Here is a 21,114-nt window from a genome sequence, read left to right as displayed (position 1 = left end):
CCATGGCTTTTCCCTTCTCCAATCAAATAATCTCACCCTTACCGGGGCTTTTTAGTTAGTTCCGCTAATGTATCGACAAAATTCAACATATCGGGTTGTTAAGGGAGAGAGGCCACCATTAACATCGCCTGGTGCCATCGCAGCGCGTTATATCAACCCTCAGCCAAGAAACGATATTTTCGGTAAATGGCACCCTTACTTCTTACCACGCCTGCTTGCCGCCCCCACCCGCTCCTGTGACCCCGATTTTTGGCCTTTCTCACCCTGGTGCGACGCCAGTGGGGCCGGCTGTGCAGAGGTGACAAGCTCCCTGCCACCGCCAGATGTGCTGTTTCGCCAGGGCGACTGGATGAAAACAACAACCCCTTTCTCAACATAAATGAAACGTCAGGGGAGTGGACGTTCTGCCACCATCACGGCGATACCGCCTCCCCCCATCCCGGCCAAGGCGAGAATTCATCGGATCCCCTTCCCTGAGCAGATATTCCAAGGGCGCATGACAGCAGCTCGTGGTGCCAAGAAAGGATGACACACTCCCGTAACATAGTGGTGCGACAAGGGGTGAAACAAAATTTCTTTTGTTCTTTTGTTACATATGATCCAGATCAATCTTTTCTGACACATCCCGACCCTATAATCGAGCCAGAAAACAGTTTACTAAGGCATGTAAATACCCCGTTATGGTGATTCTCGCCTTGACAAGGTGGCTATAATTGCCGGGCATTGCCAAGGTCTTACTAAACAGTTTTCAAATCATCAGGAGATAAACATGGCAGTAACCAATTTGGCTGAACTGGATGCACTGGTTGCCCGCGTCAAAGAAGCACAGCGTCAATTCGCCAGCTTCTCGCAAGAGCAGGTAGACAAGGTCTTCCGTGCCGCCGCCCTGGCCGCCAGCAACGCCCGTATCCCCCTGGCCCAGATGGCCGTGGCTGAATCCGGTATGGGTATCATCGAAGACAAGGTTATCAAGAACCACTTCGCCTCCGAATACATCTACAACGCCTATAAAGATGAAAAGACCTGCGGCATCCTGAGCCAGGACGACGAGATGGGCACCATCACCATCGCCGAGCCGGTAGGCATCATCTGCGGTATCGTACCGACCACCAACCCGACTTCCACTGCGATCTTCAAGGCCCTCATCTCCCTGAAGACCCGCAACGCCATCATCTTCTCCCCGCACCCCCGCGCCAAGAACTCCACCAATACCGCTGCCAAGCTGGTACTGGATGCTGCCGTGGCTGCCGGTGCGCCGAAAGACATCATCGGCTGGATTGATCAACCCTCCGTCGAACTCTCCAATGCCCTGATGCGTCACGACGACATCAACCTGATCCTGGCCACCGGTGGCCCGGGCATGGTGAAGGCCGCCTACTCCTCCGGCAAACCCGCCATCGGCGTGGGTGCGGGCAACGTGCCCATCGTCATCGACGAAACCGCCGACGTGAAGCGTGCCGTCGCCTCCATCCTGATGTCCAAGACCTTCGACAACGGCGTGGTCTGTGCCTCCGAGCAGGCTGTCATCGTGGTCGACTCCATCTACAACCAGGTCAAGGAGCGTTTCGCGACCCACGCCGGCTACATCCTCTCCAAGGACGAAGCGGACAAGGTGCGTAAAGTGCTGCTGATCAACGGCGCCCTGAACGCCGACATCGTGGGCCAGCCTGCCACCAAGATCGCCGCCATGGCCGGTGTGACCGTGCCTGCCACCACCAAGATCCTCATCGGTGAAGGTCTGGAACTCTGCGCGGAAGACGAGTTCGCTCACGAGAAACTCTCCCCGACCCTGGGTATGTTCCGTGCCAAGAACTTCGAAGAAGCCGTCGAAATGGCCTGCGACATGGTCAACATCGGTGGTATCGGCCACACCTCCGGTCTCTATACCGACCAGGATCGCAATGCCGACCGCATCAAGTACTTCGGCGACAAGATGAAGACCGCCCGTATCCTCATCAACACCCCCTCCACCCAGGGTGGTATCGGTGACCTGTACAACTTCGCGCTGGCCCCGTCCCTGACCCTGGGTTGCGGCTCCTGGAGTGGTAACTCCATCTCCGAGAACGTCGGTCCCAAGCACTTGATCAACAAGAAGACAGTCGCAAAACGGGCAGAAAATATGCTGTGGCACAAACTTCCGAAATCCATCTACTTCCGTCGTGGTTCCCTGCCGATCGCCCTGGGCGACCTGGAAGGCAAGAAGCGCGCCATGGTGGTGACCGACCGCTTCCTGTTCAACAACGGCTATGCCGATGAAGTGGTTCGCCTGCTCAAGAAGCTGAACATGGAAGTGGAGATCTTCTACGAAGTGGAAGCCGACCCCACCCTGTCCGTGGTCCGCAAGGGCGCCGAGATGGCCAACTCCTTCAAGCCGGACGTGATCGTCGCCCTGGGTGGTGGTTCACCCATGGATGCCGCCAAGATCATGTGGGTCATGTACGAGCACCCGGACACCGCGTTCGAAGACCTGGCCATGCGCTTCATGGACATTCGCAAGCGTATCTACAAGTTCCCGAAAATGGGCGTGAAGGCCGAACTGGTCTGTATCACCACCACGTCCGGTACCGGCTCTGAAGTGACCCCGTTTGCGGTCGTGACCGACGACGCCACCGGCATGAAGTACCCGCTGGCCGACTACGAGCTGACCCCGAACATGGCCATCGTGGATGCCAACCTGGTGATGGGCATGCCCAAATCCCTGTGTGCCTTCGGTGGTATCGACGCCGTGACCCACGCCATGGAAGCCTATGTCTCCGTGCTGGCCAACGAATACTCCGACGGTCAGGCGCTGCAAGCCCTGAAACTGCTGAAGGACTACCTGCCCTCCAGCTACATCAACGGCGCCAACGACCCGGTTGCCCGCGAGAAGGTGCACAACGCCGCCACCATCGCCGGTATCGCGTTTGCCAACGCCTTCCTGGGTGTGTGCCACTCCATGGCCCACAAACTGGGTGCGGAGTTCCACATCCCCCACGGTCTGGCCAACGCCCTGCTGATCAGCAACGTCATCCGCTACAACGCGAACGACAACCCGACCAAGCAGACCGCGTTCTCCCAGTACGACCGTCCGCAGGCTCGCCGTCGCTACGCCGAAGTGGCTGACCACCTGGGCCTGACCGCTGCCGGTGACCGTACCGCCGCCAAGATCGAGAAGCTGCTGACCTGGCTGGACGAGCTGAAGGCCACCCTGGGGATCCCGGCCTCCATCCGCGAAGCCGGCGTGAACGAAGCGGACTTCCTGGCCAAGGTAGACCAGCTGGCGCTGGAAGCCTTCGATGACCAGTGCACCGGCGCCAACCCGCGCTACCCGCTGATCACCGAGCTGAAAGCCATCCTGATGGACACCTACTACGGCCGTCCCTTCATCGAGGAAGCCCCTGCTGCCGCCCCGGTTGCAGCCAAGGTCGACGCCAAGGTGGACAACAAGAAAAAATCCAAGGCCTGATAAACGCCACGGATGACAAGAGCCCGCGCACATGCGCGGGCTTTTTTGTTTGTCTATCTGTTTAATTTTGCTAGCTTGTTGATAGGCAAATTCGACAGAAGAGCTAGTCCATGGCGCTGATACAGGCCTCCATCGAGCAGTTGAGAGTCGGCCACTACATCCATCTTCCCACGGGATGGACGAGCCACCCTTTCATGTTCAACGCCTTCAAAATCAAGGACCAGCAGCAGCTCGACATCATCCGCCACCTCGACCTGACCCTGCTGATGGTGGATCCCGACAAGAGCGATCTGCCGGTCGAGCCCCTGCTGCGGGCCGAACCCGTTCCCTCTCTTGAGATGAGCGACACCGGGGATACCACCTCCTCTTCTGAGGGCCCCACCTTCGACGAAAAGGCGTTCAGGCGCTCCCTTCGCATCGCGGACAAGGCGTTCGGTCAATCCCTGTCAGATCTTCGCGACGCCCTTGGCGCCCTCAACCTCAAACCGGACGAAGGCCTGGCCAATACCGCACAGATAGTGCGCAGCACCGCCGCCCGTCTGGCAGAACACCAGGGGCCGCTCGGTCTGCACCTCGTCCGCAGCCAGAACACGGATACCTTGCTGCAACACAGCCTGAGCGTGGCCTTCATCGCCATGCTGATGGCACGGGAGCTTGGCATGAATCCCGTCGAGATCGAGGAGACCGGTCTGGCGGGCCTGCTCCACGACATCGGCGAGCTCAGGATCCCGAGCCAGATCATCCAGAAGCGGGGGGAGCTCAGCAAGGCGGAGCAGAATTTCCTCAACATGCACCCCCAGTACGGACTGGAGATGCTCAACCAGTTGCAGGCTTTCGAACCCAGGATCCGCGAGGTGGCCTACCTGCATCACGAGCGCCTCGATGGCAGCGGTTTTCCCCTCGGGATCAAGGGCGACAAGATCCCCCCCCTCGCCCGCCTCATCGGGCTGGTGGATCACTATGACGAGCTGCTTCATCCGCGCAGCGGCCTCAACCCGCCGGGACCCAGCCAGGTGATCGGCCAGCTCTACAAGCTCTCCCAGAAGAAGTTCGAGCAAACCCAGGTCAGGTTGCTGATAAAGGTGCTGGGGGTCTATCCACCGGGTTCCCTGGTGCGCCTGGATGACGATGCCCTGGCCCTCGTGCTCTCCACCGAGCCCAGCATGCCCCTCAGACCTAAGGTGCTGCCCTACCTCAAGGGGCAGCGGTCGGAAGGGGTGGCCATGATCGATCTGCGGGAAGATGCGCGAAGCATCGTCGCTACCCTCAGACAGGAAGAGCTGGACGACGCGCAACGCGCCTTTTTCGGTCTGGGTCGGCGGGTCTGTTACTATTTCGCCTTCTGAGTTATCCCCAGAAGCTGGGGATAACTCATTGGACAAACCTGAATAATTGCTCAGGTCCCCTCGAAATCGTCCACCATTGGAGCTGGATAAAAAACGCCCAGCCGATGGCCGGGCGGAGCATGCCACCTCCGTGTGGCGTATCCGGTGGATACCTTCATGCTCGCATCAGCAATATCAAGCGGGCATCGATTACACAAATATCAATTTAACGTGCTGATTTTATATGGTTTTATTTTTCCATTCTGGCAAACTGCCGCAGCGTTCAGCCCGTAGCCCGCATCAAGACGGGCTCAGGCTCACCCTGCGTCATGACAACGCCCGGCTCCGGCGTGGTGTTTGAGGAAGCTTTTTTATGCAACTAGTCCTCTCTCTGCTCCAACAGATGAGCGTCAGCCTGGTCATCGCCTACCTTTTTTCCAAAAGCCCCCTGTTGCGTCCCCTGGCCAACTACTCCGTCAGGCTGCCCCACAAGGTGCTCATCTATGTCATCTTCTCCTGCTTTTGCATCCTGGGAACCTATGTGGGCCTCGACATCGATGACGCCATCGCCAACACCCGCGCCGTTGGTGCCGTACTGGGGGGACTGCTGGGCGGCCCCCTGGTGGGATGCCTGGTGGGGCTGACCGGCGGCCTGCACCGCTATACCCTGGGGGGGTTCACCGATCTCGCCTGCGCCATCTCCACCACCTGCGAGGGGCTGTTGGGGGGGCTGGTGCACTGGCGGCTGATGCGGGCAGGCAGGGTCAATGACCTCTTTGCACCCAGGGTCGCCTTCTTTACCACCTTCGTGGCCGAGATCATGCAGATGGTGATCATCCTGCTGGTCGCCACCCCCTTCGACAAGTCCCTGCTGCTGGTGCGCACCATCGCCACCCCCATGATCCTCGCCAACTCCTGCGGGGCGGCGCTCTTCATCAGCATGATCCGCGACCAGCAGCGGATGTACGAAAAGTTCTCCCGGGTCTTCTCCGCCAAGGCGCTCACCATCGCCAACCGCACCGTCGGCATCATGAGCCAGGGGTTCACTCCGGAGGCCAGCGGCAAGATAGCCCATATCGTTCAGGAAGAGACCGGCGTCGGCGCCGTCGCCATCACGGATACCGACAAAATCCTCGCCTTCATCGGCACCGGGGAAGATCACCACAAGCCGGGCACCCCCATCACCTCGGCGATCACCCTGCAAGCCATCGCCCAGAACAAGGTGCTGTTCGCCGATGGCAACAGCCAGCCCTATCGTTGCAGCATCTCCCCCCAGTGCCAGCTCGGCTCCGTGCTGGTGATCCCCCTGCAGGGTGACGAGGGGGTGATCGGCACCATCAAACTCTATGAGCCCAAGAAGCGGCTCTTCCTCAAGATCAATCACACCCTGGGAGAAGGGATCGCCAACCTGTTGTCCCAGCAGCTGCTGGCAGGCCGCCTGGAGCAGCAGCAGCGCCTGCTGGTGCAATCCGAGCTCAAGCTGGTGCAGGCACAGATAAACCCCCACTTCCTGTTCAACACCCTCAACACCATCAGCGCCATTACCCGCCGCGATCCGGGACGGGCACGGGAGCTGCTGCTGCACCTCTCCCGCTTCTTTCGCAACAACCTCAAGCGCCAGAGCGGCCTGACCACGCTGCGTGAGGAGCAGGAGCACTGCCTCTCCTACCTGGAGATAGAGCAGGCCCGCTTTGGCGAGCGGCTCACCGTCATCAACGAGATCCCGCCCCACCTTGCCGAGGTGCAACTGCCGAGCTTCACCCTGCAGCCCCTCATCGAGAATGCCATCAAGCACGGCATCTGCTCCCTGCTGGGAGAGGGGCGACTTCGCCTCTTCGCGAGGGAAACCCCCGAGGCGATCACCCTTTGCGTCGAAGACAACGCCGGGGCCTGGCAGCCATCCGGCCAGGGGGATGGTCTGGGGATGAGCCTGGTGGACAAGCGCCTCAAGAGCGCCTTTGGCGAGCGCTATGGCATTGACGTCCAGTGGGAGCCGGAGCAATGGACCCGGGTCTCCCTGACACTCCCACGACAACCCCGCACCACCGCCAAGGAGATGACATGATCCGCACCCTGATCGTCGATGACGAGCCCTATGCCCGCGAGGAGCTGGCAGAGCTGCTGGCCAGCGATCCCGACATCGAGATCCTGGGCATGGCGGGCAACGCCATCGAGGCGCTCGGCCTCATCCAGCAACTCAAGCCGGATGTGGTGTTTCTCGATATCCAGATGCCCAAGCTCAGCGGCATGGAGCTGGTGGCCATGCTCGATCCCCTGCCCCGCATCGTCTTTGTCACCGCGTTCGACGACTACGCCATCCAGGCCTTCGAGGAGAACGCCTTCGACTACCTGCTCAAGCCGGTGGAGCCGGCGCGCCTCGCCAAGACCCTGGCGCGGCTCAGGCAGGACATCACCCCGCAACCGGTCGGGACCCTGGCCCCGACCATCCACCATATCCCCGGATACCTGCACAACCGGGTGCGGCTGCTCCCAACCTCCCAGGTGGAGTACGCCTTCTCCGATCTCGGCGGCGTCCATGTCGCCTGCCAGGGCGAGCTGTTTCACACCCAGCTCACCCTCAAGTCCCTCGAGGAGAAGACCCCGCTGCTGCGCTGTCACCGCCAGTATCTGGTGGCCCCGGCCGCCATCTTCGAAATCCGTTTGCTGGAGAATCAACTGGCGGAGATCGTGACCCCGAGCGGGGCCCGGGTACCGGTCAGCCGCCGCTACCTCAAGGAGCTAAAAGACGAGCTGGGACTGGAATAAAGCGGGGCGCGATGTGCGCCGGATCACAGCGGGCAACCACTCGGGTCGCCATGTCGCCGCTCACCCCCTTTCACCTGCCGTTAACAGAAGTCCCCCCTACACTGGCTGCGCACACCAAAAAATAACAAAGCAGGAGCGTAGCAATGATCTGGTTCTTCCTCTGTGTCGGCTTGTTGATAGCCGGCTACTTCGTATACGGCAAATTCATCGAACGGATATTCGGGCCCAAACCCGAGTTGAAGACCCCCGCCATCACCATGGCGGACGGGGTGGACTATGTCCCCATGTCGGACAAGAAGGTCTACCTGGTTCAACTGCTCAACATCGCCGGCGTCGGCCCCATCTTCGGCCCCATCCTGGGTGCCCTCTATGGTCCGGTCGCCATGCTCTGGATCGTCTTTGGCTGCATCTTCGCCGGTGCGGTCCACGACTATTTCTCAGGCATGCTGTCGGTACGCGCCAGGGGCGCCTCGGTGCCGACCGTGGTCGGTGAGCACCTGGGCACCGCCGCCAAGCACTTCATGAACCTCTTTGCCGTGGTGCTCCTGATGCTGGTGGGCGTGGTCTTCGTCCTGAGCCCGGCGGGCCTGCTCGCCAACCTCACCTCCACCGATCTGGTCTACTGGATTGCGGCCATCTTCGCCTACTACATCCTCGCGACCATCGTCCCCATCGACAAGATCATCGGCCGCTTCTACCCCATCTTCGGTGCGCTGCTGGTCTTCATGTCGGTCGGCCTCATCATCGGCCTCATCGTCTCCGGCAAGGGCTTCTACAACACCGGGATGGACTTCTCCAACCTGCACCCGACGGATCTGCCGCTCTGGCCGCTGCTGTTCATCACCATCGCCTGTGGTGCCGTCTCCGGTTTCCACGCCACCCAGTCCCCGCTGATGGCGCGCTGCATGCAGAACGAGAGCTCCGGTCGCTTCATCTTCTACGGAGCCATGATAGGGGAAGGCATCATCGCCCTCATCTGGTGCACCCTGGGTCTCTCCTTCTACGACAGCACCGAGGCACTCAACGCCACCCTGGCCAGCGGCGGCCCCTCTGCCGTGGTGCACGAAGTCTCCACCAGCCTGCTCGGTACCGTGGGCGGCATCCTGGCCATCCTCGGCGTGGTGATCCTGCCCATCACCTCCGGTGACACCGCGTTTCGCAGCGCCCGCCTCATCGTGGCGGACTTCCTTAACCTGACCCAGAAGCCCATGGCCAAGCGTCTGCTCATCGCCATCCCCATGTTCATCCTTGGCTTCATCATCTCCAAGGCCGAGTTCGGGGTGATCTGGCGCTACTTCGGCTGGGCCAACCAGACCACCGCCGTCATCATGCTGTGGGCTGCGGCCGCCTACCTCATCAAGGAAGGCAAGCTGCACTGGGTATGCACCATTCCCGCCATCTTCATGACCGCAGTGGTCATCACCTACCTGGCCAACGCCCCCATCGGTTTCGGCCTCGAGATGAATGTTTCCACCATCATCGGTCTGGTGAGCACCGCCCTCATCACCCTCGCCTTCCTGGTGAAATTCAGACCCTCCCAACTGAGAGAGGCCAAGGAGAGCTGAAGCATCAGCTTCTCTTCATGACAAGAGGCCCGGCATTGCTGCCGGGCTTCTTCTTTTTATGGTCACTTATCCCTGGCGGGGGGCTCGTCGGGATCGGGCGCCCGGGCCGGCGCCTGATACCACTGCTCCCTGGCCACCAGCACAGCCTGTTCCGGCTGGGCAATGAAGTTGGGGGACATGATCTGCACCCCGAACTCGTTGAAGACATCCTGAATATGGCCATGGAGCTCCGTCTTGACCACTGCAGGGAGTTCGCTTGCCTTCATCCTCACCTGCAACTCGTACTCCACATACCAATCCTGCAGATTCAACTGCCGCACCAGGGGAGCTTCATCCTCATTGAGCCGGGTGCAGCGCCGCGCGGCCAACTCCAGCATGGCATGTACCTGACGCCAGGGGGTGTCATAACCGATGGTCACCTTGGTCAACAGGGCCACCCCCTTCTCGCCCGCCAGCCGTGTCAGGTTCACCACCTTGCCCCCCACCACCACTGCATTGGGCAGTGTGACCTCGTGATCCTGGCGCGTCACCAGCTTGGTCGAGAGGGCGTTGAGCTCGCTCACCATCCCCTCCACCTCGCCGATCTGCACCAGATCCCCTGGCCGCAGTGCGCGGGAGTAAATGAGCACCAGGCCGCTCATGGCATGGTTCATGATACCGGCCGATCCCAGTGTCACCATCAGACCGAAGAAGACGCTGATCCCCTTGAAGGCATCGGAATCCGCACCCGGCAGATAGGGGTAGGCCACGGTCAGGGCAAACAGCCAGATCACCACTGACAGCAGTCGCCGGGTGGCGCCTATGGTCTCGGCGTGCAAACCCTGCACCCGAAACTGGCCACGCTCGATGCGGTCGAAGAGGATGGCCAGCATCTTGATGAAGAAACGGGTGATGACCACGATAAGCAGCACGGTTACCAGACCGGGCATGGCGGCAATCATGCCTTCCAGCATATCGCCACACAGGGCAAACAGGGATTCCCCAAGCTGATAGCTCCAGGCCCGGGTCTGGGGGAACAGGCCGAGCACATAGGTCAGCCAGCCATAGGTGAGCATGAAGATGAGCAGCAGAGTAATGAGGCCGAGCAAGCGGACCTCGACATTCCCGGTGACCTGGCGCCAGGAGTGGGGGACCAGCCCCTTCTGCAGCAACAGGCGGTTGGCCAGCCACTTTCTGACTCGCCGATGCCCCCGCTGCAACAGCCAGATGAGACCGAAGAAGATCAGGCTGACCACCACCGCCAAGCCGACGGCTCTGAGCAAATAGGGGGTCGAGTGCAGCTCGAGATACTTGATGCGCACGCCGTCGAGCCGATGCAGGACACGTTCAGCCGCCTGATCCAGGGTCAGCTCGTCGAATTCATCAAGGTCCCCTTCCAGCAGCACCAAAATGCGCTTGCCATTGACCAGAAACTCCCGGCTCTCCTGGCCGTGCCGGCTGCCTTTCGTCACGGTAACAGGCGTCATGAGGTCGCTTGGCTCCATCCGCTGAACTCGCTCATGGGCCAGCCGTACCCTGGCCGCCCCATCCAGGTTGCCATATTTAGCCGTCAGCATGACGATGGGTTCATGAAGCAGGACCAGGGTCTGTGCCCGCTCCTGCTCATTGGGCTCCATTCTGGGTTCGGCGGTCCAGCCGAGGCGGGACCACAACAGGCAGATCAGCAACAGGCCAAGCCGCCATCCTTTGCCACTGCACCATTCGTTCATCAGGTTCACCTCTCACCTTGCCCGGGCATCCATTGCTGTTTGATTTTATCTAACCAAATCAATTTTGTGTGTTAAATGAGCAACCGATGAACCATGCCTGTACCGCCACACCAACTCTCCGATTGCAGACTTGCACCGACGGCATATGCTGTCATTATTGCCGAAGCCTCGACTCGACAATCGAAGCATTGTTAGCGACTCAGACGGGAGAAATCGATGGTACTTGACTACATTGCCCTGGGGATCCTGGTGTTTGTCGTCTTGGTCATGTTCTATGGCATTATCGTCATTCACGATATTCCATATGAAATTGCCAAGCACCGTAATCACCCCCACCAGGACGCCATTCACGTGGCAGGCTGGGTCAGCCTGTTCACCCTGCACGTGCTCTGGCCCTTCCTCTGGATCTGGGCCACGATTTATCGCCCCGATCGCGGCTGGGGCTTCTCGCAACGCCTACAACATGACGAAACAGAGATCAGCGCACTCAAAGAGGAGCTGGCAGCACTGCAGGCTCGCATGACCACGCTCGAACAGACCGACAAATAGGTAACGCCCCATGGACCTGCTACTTATTCTCACCTATACAGCCCTCTGCATAGGTATTTTCAAGATCTTCAAGATCCCGCTCAACAAGTGGACCGTGCCGACCGCCGTGCTGGGTGGCGTCATCATCATCGGCACACTCATCATGCTGATGAACTACAACCACCCCTATTCCGAGCTGGCTCGCAACTATTATGTCTCCACCCCGGTCGTGCCCCTGGTCAAGGGACGAGTCACCGACGTCCCGGTCAAGCCCAACCAGCCAGTCAAGAAAGGGGATGTGCTGTTTCGCATCGACGCTGAGCCCTTCCAGGAGAAGGTCGCCAGCCTGACGGCGCGCCTCGCCTCCAACACCGATTTTCTGAAGGCTCTGGACGCCCGCCTGCGATCCGCCAGCCTGGACAGGGATCGCGCCCAGGAGCTGATGCGACGGGGCATCGGCAAACAGCGCGACCTCGACGTCACCCAGGCCAACGTGGATGACATCGTCGCCCAGATAGATCAGCAGAAAGCGACCCTCAATGACCTGAGTGCCCAGCTCAACATCGCCAAGTACGATCTGGAGCAGACCGTGGTCTACGCCCCGAGTGACGGTCATGTCGTGCAACTGGCATTGCGCCCGGGCATGATTGCCGCCCCCTTCATGTTCCGCCCCGTGATGACCTTCATTCATGAAGATGCCAATGCCTATGTCGGCTGGTTCTGGCAGAACAGCATGCAGCGGCTCAAGGCGGGTGACGAGGCCGAAGTCGTGCTCGACGGCATTCCGGGTCGCATCTTCAAGGCCAAGGTGCAGTCCGTTATCCCGGCCATGGCACCGGGCAATATCCAGGCACAGGCGGGTCTTATCGATCAGACCTCGGCACAGGTACCGGGTCGCCTGCCCATCGTGCTCGAGATCACCGATCCCGAGTGGGCAAACTACCAGGTGATCGCGGGTTCCAGCGGTCAGGCCGCCATCTATACCGAGCACTTCCACCACGTGGCCATCATGCGCAAGATCCTGATGCGCATGGGTAGCTGGCTCAACTACCTGTTCCCCTTCCACTGAGGTCCCTGACCTGCACGGGCCGGCATCCTGCCGGCCCGTGCAGGTCAGCACGCCCCCCTCGCTGCATTTTCCCCGCAAGATCCCTATAATGGCGCCATCTTGCACCACAGCCGTTCCCCATGTTCGTTCTCAGACCCTATCAAACCGACGCGGTCAACGCCGTCATCAGCCACTTTCGCAAACACCCGGATCCCGCCGTGGTGGTGCTGCCCACCGGGGCCGGCAAAAGCCTGGTGATCGCCGAACTGGCCCGCAAGGCCCGTGGCCGGGTGCTGGTGCTGGCTCACGTCAAGGAGCTGGTGGAGCAGAACCACGCCAAGTACGAGACCTGGGGACTCCGGGCCGACATCTTTGCCGCGGGGCTCGCACGCAAGGAGGCGAGCGCCCAGGTGGTGTTTGGCTCGGTACAGTCGGTGGCGCGCAATCTGGATGCCTTCGACGGGGCTTTTTCGCTGCTCATCATCGACGAGTGCCACCGGGTCTCGCTCGATGACGACAGCCAATACCATCAGGTGATCGAGCATCTCAAGGCCGCCAATCCGGCCCTCAAGATCCTCGGGCTCACCGCCACCCCCTATCGGCTGGGGCTGGGCTGGATCTACCGGCGCCACTACCACGGCATGGTCAAGAGCCACGGCGAGCGGCTCTTTGGTGACTGCGTGTTCGAACTGCCCCTGCGCTTCATGGTGAAAAACGGCTACCTGACCCCGCCGCGCCTGGTGGACGCCCCCATCGTCCACTACGACTTCAGCAAGCTGGTGCCGCGGGAGAACGGCCTGTTCAGCGAGGCGCAGCTCAACGGCGAGATCAAGCGCCAGGAGCGGGTCACCCCCCATATCCTGAGCCAGGTGCTGGAGTATGCGGCCGACCGGCAGGGGGTGATGATCTTCGCCGCCACCGTCGAGCATGCCCGGGAAATTCATGGCCTGCTCGGTGCCAGAGGCCAGCAGGCAGCCCTCGTCACCGGCGAGACGCCGGGACCGGAGCGCGACGCTCTAATCAGTGCCTTCAAGGCGCGCGAGCTCAAGTTTCTGGTCAACGTGGCGGTGCTCACCACCGGTTTTGATGCCCCCCACGTCGACCTCATCGTGATGCTGCGTCCCACCGAATCGGTGTCGCTCTATCAGCAGATTGTGGGACGGGGCCTGCGCCTCTCACCCGGCAAGAGCGATTGCCTGGTGCTCGACTACGCAGGCAACAACTTCAACCTGTTTGCCCCCGAAGTGGGGGAGCCCAGGCCCCACGCCGGCACCGAGCCGGTTCAGGTGCCCTGCCCCGCCTGCGGCTTTGCCAACACCTTCTGGGGCAAGACCGACGAGGATGGCAAGGTGATCGAGCACTATGGCCGCCGCTGTCAGGGACTGTTTGAAGATGACGAGGGCAACCGCGAGGAGTGCGACTACCGCTTTCGCGCCAAGATCTGCCCCGGTTGCGGCGCTGAAAACGACATCGCCGCCCGTCGCTGCCAAAGCTGTGACCAGCTGCTGGTGGACCCTGACGACAAGCTCAAGGAGGCCCTCAATCTCAAGGACTGCATGGTGATCCGCTGCGCCGGTTTGACCCTGAGCCCTGGGCGCGGCAAGCAGGGGGAGCGGCTGGAGGTGACCTACCACGACGAGGATGGCCTGACCCTGACGGAGTACTTCCCCTTTCACTCCCGGGGCGCACAGCGCTTGTTTCAACAACGCTTTGTGCGTCATCATTGGCCCGCCCCGGGCCTGGAGCCCGAATTCACTACCCTGGCGAGCGTGATGCTCGCGGCAGACCAGTTCCGTCACCCGGATTTCGTCATCGCCCGCAAGTCGGGACGCTTCTGGCAGGTGAAGGAAAAAATATTCGATTACGAGGGGCGTTACCGGACTGCCAACGCCCCGGCCTGACCCCATGGCAGGCGATACCCGGCAGTCACCCGGTTTGATTATCGGGGCGGTTTCTGATGCCGCCCTTTCGTTCAGTTAGAGGATCCTATGCAGCGGCTGTTGATTGGTTTTTGTGCTCTCTTTTCTCTGGCGGTCCACGCCGCCCCGCTGACCCCGCCCAAGGGGGGCCAGTACGCCGTCATCGTACAGGGCAACAACGGGGTGGAATTTGCCCGTCACGCCGATGACATGATAGCCCCCGCCTCCACCATGAAGGTGCTCACCGCGCTCGCCGCACGCCTCGAACTCGGTGCCGACTTCCGCTTCGCCACCGACATCCAGGCCCAGCCCGGCGCCAAACAGGGCACTACCATCAACGGCGACATCTGGATCAACTTCGTCGGCGACCCGACCCTGTCGCGCATGGATCTGGTTGCCCTGTTCAAACAGTTGGGCGTCACCCGCATTCAGGGCAACGTCTATGTCAACACCGGTGCCTACAACGGCTATGAGCGTGGCAACGGCTGGTCCTGGGGGGATCAGACCCTCTGTTTCGCCGCTCCCGTCTCCTCGGTCATCATCGACAAGAACTGCGCCTACGGCACCATCACCGCCACCCAGATTGGCAAGCCTGCGGTGGGCAACGTGGCCACCGGCGTGCCCATCGGCATCGGCGCCGACAACGTGGAGGTGATGAGCTATGGCGACATGGCGCGTCAGTTCTGCGCTCTGGAAGTAGACATGGCCAAGGGCAACTTCTACGAGCTCAAGGGCTGCATCACCCCGAACAAGGAGCCACAAGGGCTGCGCTTTGCCATCCATGACGTGGAGGCCTGGGGCTGGGACAACATCCGCTGGGCCATGAACCGCGCCGGGATCAGCCACGACGGCCTGCTGCGGGTCACCCATCAGGCCCCTGTCGGTGCCCAGACCCTGGCGACCCACTACTCTGTCTCCCTGCCGGTGATGCTCGCCAAGATGTTGAAAAAGTCCGACAACCTCTACGCCGATACCTTCCTCAAAACCGTGGGGCGTCACTACTACAACAAGCCGGGCAGCTATCGCAGCGGCACCATGGCGGTGCGCGCCATCCTGACCAAGCACGGCATTGACCTTGGCAACGCCACCCTGGCCGACGGCTCCGGCCTCTCCGCCCACAATCTCATCAGCGCGCGCCAGATGTTGTCGGTGCTTAACTTCATCCAGAAGAACGATGCCGAGCTCGACTTCATCAAGCTGTTGCCAAGCTCCCAGGTGGACGGCACCCTGGCCTGGCGACGCAGCGTCACCGCTCCCATGATGAAGAACAAGGTACACGCCAAGACCGGTACCATCACAGGTACGTCGAACCTCGCCGGCTTCATCGACACCGCCGGTGGCCAGCGCAAGGCCTTCGTGATGTTCCAGCGTGGTCTCTCCCAGGATCCGGCAACCCACGAGCGCTACCGCGCCAGCAAGGCGCCCTGGCCCTGGACCGTCTTCGAAAAAGGCGTGCTGGAGAGCATCTACCAGCAACAACCCATCCAGATCGTCGAGCAGTGATAGACGGGCTGCCTTGCCGGCAAGGCGGCCCGATTCCCCGGCCTTGGGGCGAAACAGGGACGCTGGCGCCATCATCAGCAGTGGGCGCAATCGGAGATGGCGAACGTAAGCATCGCTATTTTCAGCTTTGACTGACAGGGCGCCAGGGCTATGCTGTGCCCAGCCTCATCTCAATGGCCTTCTTCAACGGCTTGTTTAATGGAGAGAAAAGATGTTTGTAGAGATTTTTGGTCGTCCCGGTTGCCCCTATTGCGTGCGTGCCAAGCAGATTGCCGAGCAACTGACCGAGGAGCGCGATGACTTCGAGTTCCGCTACGTGGATATCAACGTGGCCGGGCTGACCAAGGACGATCTCGCAGCCAAGGCGGGCAAGCCGGTCACCACTGTGCCGCAGATCTTCCTGGATGAGCAGCACATCGGCGGCTGCACCGATTTTGAGGCCTATGCCAGAGCCAATCTGGGTCTGTAAGCCCCCACACCATGAAAAAAGGCGCCTCTGGCGCCTTTTTTCATGTCGCCAAGTCTGCCTCAGGCCACCGGCGTGAAGCGGCTCACCACCTGTCCCTGATGTTCAATCCACTCCATGAACATGGCGACGGGGCGGGCATAGACCTGACCATCCTGTTCGGATTGATAGATCACCAGCTGCTCCTGGGTTTCGGTGTGCAAGGCCAGGGCCAGAACCTGGTAATAGCCCCCCTTGAAATGGCGGTAGCGACCGGTGGCGGGTGCCTGCATGAGTGAACCTCGAGAGCGGGAAGATGAGCCCCCGTGCCTGCGTGCTCCCCTGGCAGACCGATGGGTCGGGGCCTTTTTTACCCCAGCCAATCGTGCCAGATGGGGGAGATATTTCAATACACTCATGTTGCTTTATGAAGCTACCCCTCATCTTTCACTGATCTATCAAAGAGAGGCAAACGATCATGCTAAATTTAACATTTCAACAACCCTGTTTCAGGGGTAAATATCAGGGATTTATTCCATAAATTAGATTGTTCTAGCATTCAATTCTGTGAAGAATAGGGGCAGAGAAATTTGATACTAAAAACAGCTTTTCTGCCAACGCGCCCCACGGGGAAGGAATCACGCTCACCATGTTCACTATCGACAAGTCGCACAAGCTCGACGATGTCTGCTATGACATCCGCGGCCCGGTGCACAAAGAAGCTCGCCGTCTCGAAGACGAAGGTCACCGCATCATCAAGCTCAACATCGGCAATCCGGCCCCGTTTGGCTTCGAAGCACCGGAGGAGATCATCAAGGATGTGATCCTCAATATGCCCCAGAGCCAGGGCTACTGCGACTCCAAGGGGCTGTTCTCGGCCCGCAAGGCGGTGATGCAATACTACCAGCAAAAAGGGATGCGCAAGGTCGACATCGACGACATCTACATCGGCAACGGCGCCAGCGAGCTCATCGTGATGGCGATGCAGGCGCTGCTCAACAACGGCGACGAGATGCTGGTGCCCTCCCCCGACTACCCGCTCTGGACCGCGGCCGTCACCCTCTCCGGCGGCCATGCGGTGCACTACCGCTGTGACGAAGGGGCTGACTGGTATCCGGATCTCGACGACATCCGCGCCCGCATCACCCCGCGCACCCGCGGCCTGGTGCTGATCAACCCCAACAACCCGACCGGCGCCGTCTACGGCAGCGAATTTTTGCTTGAAGTGATCGAGATCGCCCGTCAGCACAACCTCATCATCTTCGCCGACGAAATTTACGACAAGATCCTCTACGACGACATCTCCCACACCAGCGTCTGCACCCTGTGCGACGACGTCATGGTGGTGACCTTCAACGGCCTCTCCAAGGCCTACCGCGCCTGTGGCTTCCGCCAGGGCTGGATGGTCATCACCGGTCCCAAGGGTCGTGCAAAGGGCTATATCGAGGGGCTGGAGATGCTGGCCTCCATGCGGCTGTGTGCCAACGTGCCCATGCAGCACGCCATCCAGACCGCCCTTGGGGGCTACCAGAGCATCAACGAGCTTATCCTGCCGGGGGGCCGCCTGCGTCGCCAGCGGGACAAGGCCTGGGAGCTTTTGAACGAGATCCCCGGGGTCTCCTGCGTCAAGCCCAAGGGAGCGCTCTACATGTTCCCGCGCCTCGACCCCAAGGTGTATGACATCCGCGATGACCAGAAGATGGTGTTCGACCTGCTGCAGCAGGAGAAGCTCTTGCTGGTGCAGGGCACCGGCTTCAACTGGCCGGCGCCGGATCACTTCCGGCTGGTGTTCCTGCCCCGGGAAGAGGAGCTGGAAGAGGCTATCGGTCGCCTCGCCCGCTTCCTCAAGGGCTACAAGCAGTAAGCAAGGCTCATGAAAAAGGCTCCCGCGGGAGCCTTTTTGTTGTCTGTCGTATGACGTCCTTGACGTCCTATCAGCCGTGCAGCAGGGCCCCGGCCACCAGCACCGCCATGGTGATGAGGGCCACCCCGATGATGAAGGGCAGCACCCAGCGCACGAAGCGATCGTAGGGGATCCTGGCGAGCGCCAGCCCCGCCACCAGGTGAGCGGCGGTGGGGGCGAACAGGTTGATCCAGCCGGAGGCGGACTGATAGGCGGTGATCACCAGATCCCGCGAGATGCCGGAGAAGTCCGCCAGCGGCCCCATCAACGGCATGGAGACGGTCGCGAGCCCCGAGGTGGAGGGAATGAAGAAGCTCAGGATGATGTGCACCAGATAGGCCATCAGGATGAAGACCGACGACGACAGCCCGCTCACCAGTCCCTCGGCCCAGTGCAGTATGGTGTCGATGATGACGCCGTGCTCCATCACCACATAGATGCCGCGCGCCACCGCTACCACCAGGGCCACCCCGATGAGATCCCGCGCCCCGTTCAGGAAGGTCGCCACGTAGTTGGACTCCGGCATCCAGTTGATGAGGGCAATCAGGATGGAGGCGCTGAAGAAGAGGGTGGAGAGCTCGTCGAACCACCAGCCCAGGGTGGGCAGCAGATCGATGCCCAGATCGGACCAGGGCACCACCGCATAGATCATCAGCAGGAAGGTGCCGAAGAAGACCAGCATGGTGAGCTTCTGCTTGCCGCTGAAGGCGAGGTTGCCGCTCTTCATCTGGGAGAACTCGTCGTCATAGACAATATCGGCCAGCACGGAGCGGGACTTGTCCTGCTGCACCTGCCTGGCATAGCGCATCACGAACCAGGAGGCGAAGATCACCAGCAGCAGCCACTGGATGACCCGCAGCCCTATCCCCTCACCGATGGGGATACCCGCAAAGCCGGAGGCGATGCCGGTGGCAAACGGATTGACGGTGGAGGCGAGCACCCCGACCCCGGAGCCGAGCAGGATGATCCCCGCTGCCACCATGCGATCGAAGCCCGCCGCCATCATCACCGGCACGATGAGTGCCCAGAAGGCCACCGTCTCCTCCGCCATGCCGAAGGTGGAGCCACCCAGGGCAAACAGGGCGATCAACACCGGGATGAGCAGCCGCTCACGCCCGGCGAAGGTGCGCACTATGGCCCCGACCCCGGCATCCAGCGCCCCGCTTTGCATGGTCACCGCCAGAAAGCCGCCGATGATGAGCACGAACAGTGCCACGTCCGCCGCCTTGTGAAAGCCCTGGATGGGCGCCTTGAGCACATCGAATACCCCCTGGGGTTGGGAGGGGAGCTCGGTGTAACTGCCGGGTACCGGCAGCAATCGCTCGTCACCGCTGTAGTCGGCCACGGCCGCCGCGGCCACCGGCTGCTGGGTCTTGGCCGTCACATAGTTGTATTTGCCCGCCGGCAACACCCAGGTGAGGGCCGCCATCAGGGCGATGATGATGAAAAGCAGGGTATAAACAGTGGGGAGCTGGCGCTTCTTGGGCGCCTCATGGGATGTGGTCATGACTTTCGTACCTCGGCGGTGCCGTCTGTGATCCGGACAGCGCAAGCCTAGCGGGTTTGTTCGGGGAAAAAGGTGATCGCGGATAATAAACCTGAGGCAACAGGTTGAGTCTGCTGCAAAAAAACAGGGCCCCGCAGGGCCCTGTCTGTGCTGACGACCGACTTACAGCTCGATCACGTCGAATTGCACGTCCGGATTCACGTCCGCATCGTAGTCCACCTCGTCCAGGCCGAAACCGAACAGGCGCAGGAACTCCTGCTTGTAGCCGGTGTAGTCGGTCAGTTCACTGAGGTTCTCGGTGGTGATGGAGGGCCAGAGATCACGGCAGGTCTGCTGCACGTCTTCACGCAGTTCCCAGTCATCCATGCGGATGCGGGCCTGCTCGTCCAGCGCCATGTCGGCGCCGTACAGGCGGGTGCGCATCATGCGGTCCACCTGCTCCATGCAACCCTCGTGGATGCCCTTCTCCTTCATGATCTTGAAGGCCATGGAGATGTAGAGCGGCATCACGGGAATGGCAGAGGAGGCCTGGGTCACCACGGATTTGAGCACGGCCACGTGGGCGGTCCCCCCCTTGGCGGCCAGATCGCCACGGATCGCGGTGGCGGCACGGTCCAGATCTTCCTTGGCGCGCCCCAGGGTGCCATGCCAGTAGATGGGCCAAGTCAGGTCGGTACCGATGTAGGAGTAGGCCACGGACTTGGCGCCGTCAGCCAGCACACCCGCATCGCGCAGAGCCGCCATCCACAGTTCCCAGTCCTGGCCGCCCATGACGGTGATGGTGCTCTGGATCTCTTCTTCATTCGCCGGCTCGACGGTGGCGGTGATGATCTGATCCTTGTTGGTGTCGATGGCGGTGGAGGTGTAGACCTCGCCGATGGGTTTGAGGGCGGAGCGCACCACTTCGCCGGTGTCCGGCAGCTTGCGCACCGGAGAGGCCAGGGAGTAGACCACCAGATCGATTTGACCCAGATCCTGCTTGATGAGCTCGATCACCTTGGCACGGCACTCGTGGGAGAAGGCATCGCCATTGATGCTCTTGGCGTAGAGGCCGGCCTCTTTGGCGGCCTTGTCGAAGGCGGCGGAGTTGTACCAGCCGGCGGAGCCCGTCTTGGTCTCGGAGCTCGGCTTTTCGAAGAAGACACCGATGGTGGCAGCTCCGCTGCCGAAGGCTGCGGCAATGCGAGAGGCCAGACCATAGCCGGTGGAAGCGCCGATCACCAGCACCTTCTTGGGGCCATTCTCGATGGCGCCCTTGGCTTGGGTGTAAGCGATCTGGCGACGAACATTGGCTTCACAACCGACCGGGTGGGTGGTGGTGCAGATAAAGCCGCGAACCTTGGGTTTGATGATCATGTGTTGTCTCTTATCCGTTTGATGGATGAAATCGGGGCATAAGATACCTCATTGCGGCCCGTTATGGTGCTCTGATGTGTTGAACTGCGGGGAAA

At 60.9% G+C, this 21,114-nt stretch carries 15 protein-coding genes; 11 read left to right on the top strand and 4 right to left on the bottom strand.

The annotated features are described in order from the left end of the window. The first annotated feature begins 769 nt into the window (after nt 1-769). The 5 genes from adhE to AB5Y93_RS05895 all read left to right on the top strand — a co-directional run bounded on the left by adhE (nt 770) and on the right by AB5Y93_RS05895 (nt 9,101). The gene (gene adhE / locus AB5Y93_RS05915) at nt 770-3,445 is read left to right on the top strand and encodes a bifunctional acetaldehyde-CoA/alcohol dehydrogenase (protein WP_069652659.1); all 2,676 of its coding nucleotides are present in this window, start codon (nt 770-772) and stop codon (nt 3,443-3,445) included. A gap of 110 nt (nt 3,446-3,555) precedes the next feature. Continuing rightward, complete coding sequence (locus tag AB5Y93_RS05910) at nt 3,556-4,791, top strand: HD-GYP domain-containing protein (protein ID WP_368228959.1); 1,236 nt, start codon at nt 3,556-3,558, stop codon at nt 4,789-4,791. A gap of 352 nt (nt 4,792-5,143) precedes the next feature. Beyond that, complete coding sequence (locus AB5Y93_RS05905; RefSeq protein WP_045525458.1) at nt 5,144-6,835, top strand: sensor histidine kinase; 1,692 nt, start codon at nt 5,144-5,146, stop codon at nt 6,833-6,835. After that, the gene (gene btsR / locus AB5Y93_RS05900; protein ID WP_010674324.1) at nt 6,832-7,536 is read left to right on the top strand and encodes a two-component system response regulator BtsR; all 705 of its coding nucleotides are present in this window, start codon (nt 6,832-6,834) and stop codon (nt 7,534-7,536) included. The genes AB5Y93_RS05905 and btsR overlap by 4 nt, the downstream gene beginning before the upstream one ends. Before the next feature lie 143 nt (nt 7,537-7,679). Beyond that, entirely contained in the window at nt 7,680-9,101 is a 1,422-nt protein-coding gene (locus tag AB5Y93_RS05895) for a carbon starvation protein A (protein WP_039038989.1), read from the top strand. A gap of 62 nt (nt 9,102-9,163) precedes the next feature. Here AB5Y93_RS05895 and AB5Y93_RS05890 read toward each other — a convergent pair whose 3' ends face one another. Then, nucleotides 9,164-10,810 (bottom strand): mechanosensitive ion channel family protein, encoded by a 1,647-nt coding sequence (locus AB5Y93_RS05890; RefSeq protein WP_368228958.1) that lies wholly within the window; start codon nt 10,808-10,810, stop codon nt 9,164-9,166. 216 nt (nt 10,811-11,026) lie between these two features. Here AB5Y93_RS05890 and AB5Y93_RS05885 point away from each other — a divergent pair, with 216 nt between their 5' ends. The 5 genes from AB5Y93_RS05885 (at nt 11,027) to AB5Y93_RS05865 (ending at nt 16,277) form a co-directional block, all read left to right on the top strand. Beyond that, nucleotides 11,027-11,359 (top strand): DUF3302 domain-containing protein, encoded by a 333-nt coding sequence (locus AB5Y93_RS05885; RefSeq protein WP_039038991.1) that lies wholly within the window; start codon nt 11,027-11,029, stop codon nt 11,357-11,359. Nucleotides 11,360-11,369: 10 nt separating this feature from the next. Next, nucleotides 11,370-12,407: an HlyD family secretion protein gene (locus AB5Y93_RS05880; RefSeq protein ID WP_039038992.1), complete on the top strand. Its 1,038-nt coding sequence runs from the start codon at nt 11,370-11,372 to the stop codon at nt 12,405-12,407. 119 nt (nt 12,408-12,526) lie between these two features. After that, entirely contained in the window at nt 12,527-14,287 is a 1,761-nt protein-coding gene (locus tag AB5Y93_RS05875) for a DEAD/DEAH box helicase (RefSeq protein ID WP_368228957.1), read from the top strand. 87 nt (nt 14,288-14,374) lie between these two features. Then, entirely contained in the window at nt 14,375-15,808 is a 1,434-nt protein-coding gene (gene dacB, locus AB5Y93_RS05870) for a D-alanyl-D-alanine carboxypeptidase/D-alanyl-D-alanine-endopeptidase (protein ID WP_042017206.1), read from the top strand. Between the two features lie 211 nt (nt 15,809-16,019). Further along, nucleotides 16,020-16,277, top strand: coding sequence for a GrxA family glutaredoxin (locus AB5Y93_RS05865; protein ID WP_010674029.1), 258 nt, complete (start codon nt 16,020-16,022; stop codon nt 16,275-16,277). A gap of 59 nt (nt 16,278-16,336) precedes the next feature. Here AB5Y93_RS05865 and AB5Y93_RS05860 read toward each other — a convergent pair whose 3' ends face one another. After that, on the bottom strand, nt 16,337-16,546 hold the full coding sequence (locus AB5Y93_RS05860) for a DUF1653 domain-containing protein (RefSeq protein WP_010674028.1): 210 nt from the start codon (nt 16,544-16,546) through the stop codon (nt 16,337-16,339). Nucleotides 16,547-16,902: 356 nt separating this feature from the next. Between AB5Y93_RS05860 and AB5Y93_RS05855 the strand changes: the two genes are divergently transcribed. Next, nucleotides 16,903-18,117, top strand: a complete 1,215-nt coding sequence (locus AB5Y93_RS05855) for a pyridoxal phosphate-dependent aminotransferase (RefSeq protein ID WP_005302243.1) — start codon at nt 16,903-16,905, stop codon at nt 18,115-18,117. A gap of 70 nt (nt 18,118-18,187) precedes the next feature. Here the strand turns inward: AB5Y93_RS05855 and AB5Y93_RS05850 are convergent, their stop codons facing one another. Continuing rightward, nucleotides 18,188-19,663 carry a YfcC family protein gene (locus AB5Y93_RS05850; RefSeq protein WP_368228956.1) on the bottom strand — a complete coding sequence of 492 codons (1,476 nt, stop codon included), beginning with the start codon at nt 19,661-19,663 and terminating at the stop codon, nt 18,188-18,190. Between the two features lie 162 nt (nt 19,664-19,825). Then, entirely contained in the window at nt 19,826-21,019 is a 1,194-nt protein-coding gene (fabV, locus tag AB5Y93_RS05845; RefSeq protein ID WP_010674026.1) for an enoyl-ACP reductase FabV, read from the bottom strand. Between the last annotated feature and the right edge of the window lie 95 nt (nt 21,020-21,114).

This window comes from Aeromonas sp. R10-1, from assembly GCF_040908465.1.
In the GTDB taxonomy this organism is placed as follows: domain Bacteria; phylum Pseudomonadota; class Gammaproteobacteria; order Enterobacterales; family Aeromonadaceae; genus Aeromonas; species Aeromonas caviae.
The sequence above is the reverse complement of the archived record's forward strand: the minus strand, read 5'-3'. Positions and strand labels throughout refer to the sequence as shown.

Coding starts and splice junctions, on each gene's coding strand:
- adhE (WP_069652659.1), top strand. CDS start 770: ATGGCAGTAACCAATTTGGCTGAACTGGATGCACTGGTTGCCCGCGTC.
- AB5Y93_RS05910 (WP_368228959.1), top strand. CDS start 3,556: ATGGCGCTGATACAGGCCTCCATCGAGCAGTTGAGAGTCGGCCACTAC.
- AB5Y93_RS05905 (WP_045525458.1), top strand. CDS start 5,144: ATGCAACTAGTCCTCTCTCTGCTCCAACAGATGAGCGTCAGCCTGGTC.
- btsR (WP_010674324.1), top strand. CDS start 6,832: ATGATCCGCACCCTGATCGTCGATGACGAGCCCTATGCCCGCGAGGAG.
- AB5Y93_RS05895 (WP_039038989.1), top strand. CDS start 7,680: ATGATCTGGTTCTTCCTCTGTGTCGGCTTGTTGATAGCCGGCTACTTC.
- AB5Y93_RS05890 (WP_368228958.1), bottom strand. CDS start 10,810: ATGAACGAATGGTGCAGTGGCAAAGGATGGCGGCTTGGCCTGTTGCTG.
- AB5Y93_RS05885 (WP_039038991.1), top strand. CDS start 11,027: ATGGTACTTGACTACATTGCCCTGGGGATCCTGGTGTTTGTCGTCTTG.
- AB5Y93_RS05880 (WP_039038992.1), top strand. CDS start 11,370: ATGGACCTGCTACTTATTCTCACCTATACAGCCCTCTGCATAGGTATT.
- AB5Y93_RS05875 (WP_368228957.1), top strand. CDS start 12,527: ATGTTCGTTCTCAGACCCTATCAAACCGACGCGGTCAACGCCGTCATC.
- dacB (WP_042017206.1), top strand. CDS start 14,375: ATGCAGCGGCTGTTGATTGGTTTTTGTGCTCTCTTTTCTCTGGCGGTC.
- AB5Y93_RS05865 (WP_010674029.1), top strand. CDS start 16,020: ATGTTTGTAGAGATTTTTGGTCGTCCCGGTTGCCCCTATTGCGTGCGT.
- AB5Y93_RS05860 (WP_010674028.1), bottom strand. CDS start 16,546: ATGCAGGCACCCGCCACCGGTCGCTACCGCCATTTCAAGGGGGGCTAT.
- AB5Y93_RS05855 (WP_005302243.1), top strand. CDS start 16,903: ATGTTCACTATCGACAAGTCGCACAAGCTCGACGATGTCTGCTATGAC.
- AB5Y93_RS05850 (WP_368228956.1), bottom strand. CDS start 19,663: ATGACCACATCCCATGAGGCGCCCAAGAAGCGCCAGCTCCCCACTGTT.
- fabV (WP_010674026.1), bottom strand. CDS start 21,019: ATGATCATCAAACCCAAGGTTCGCGGCTTTATCTGCACCACCACCCAC.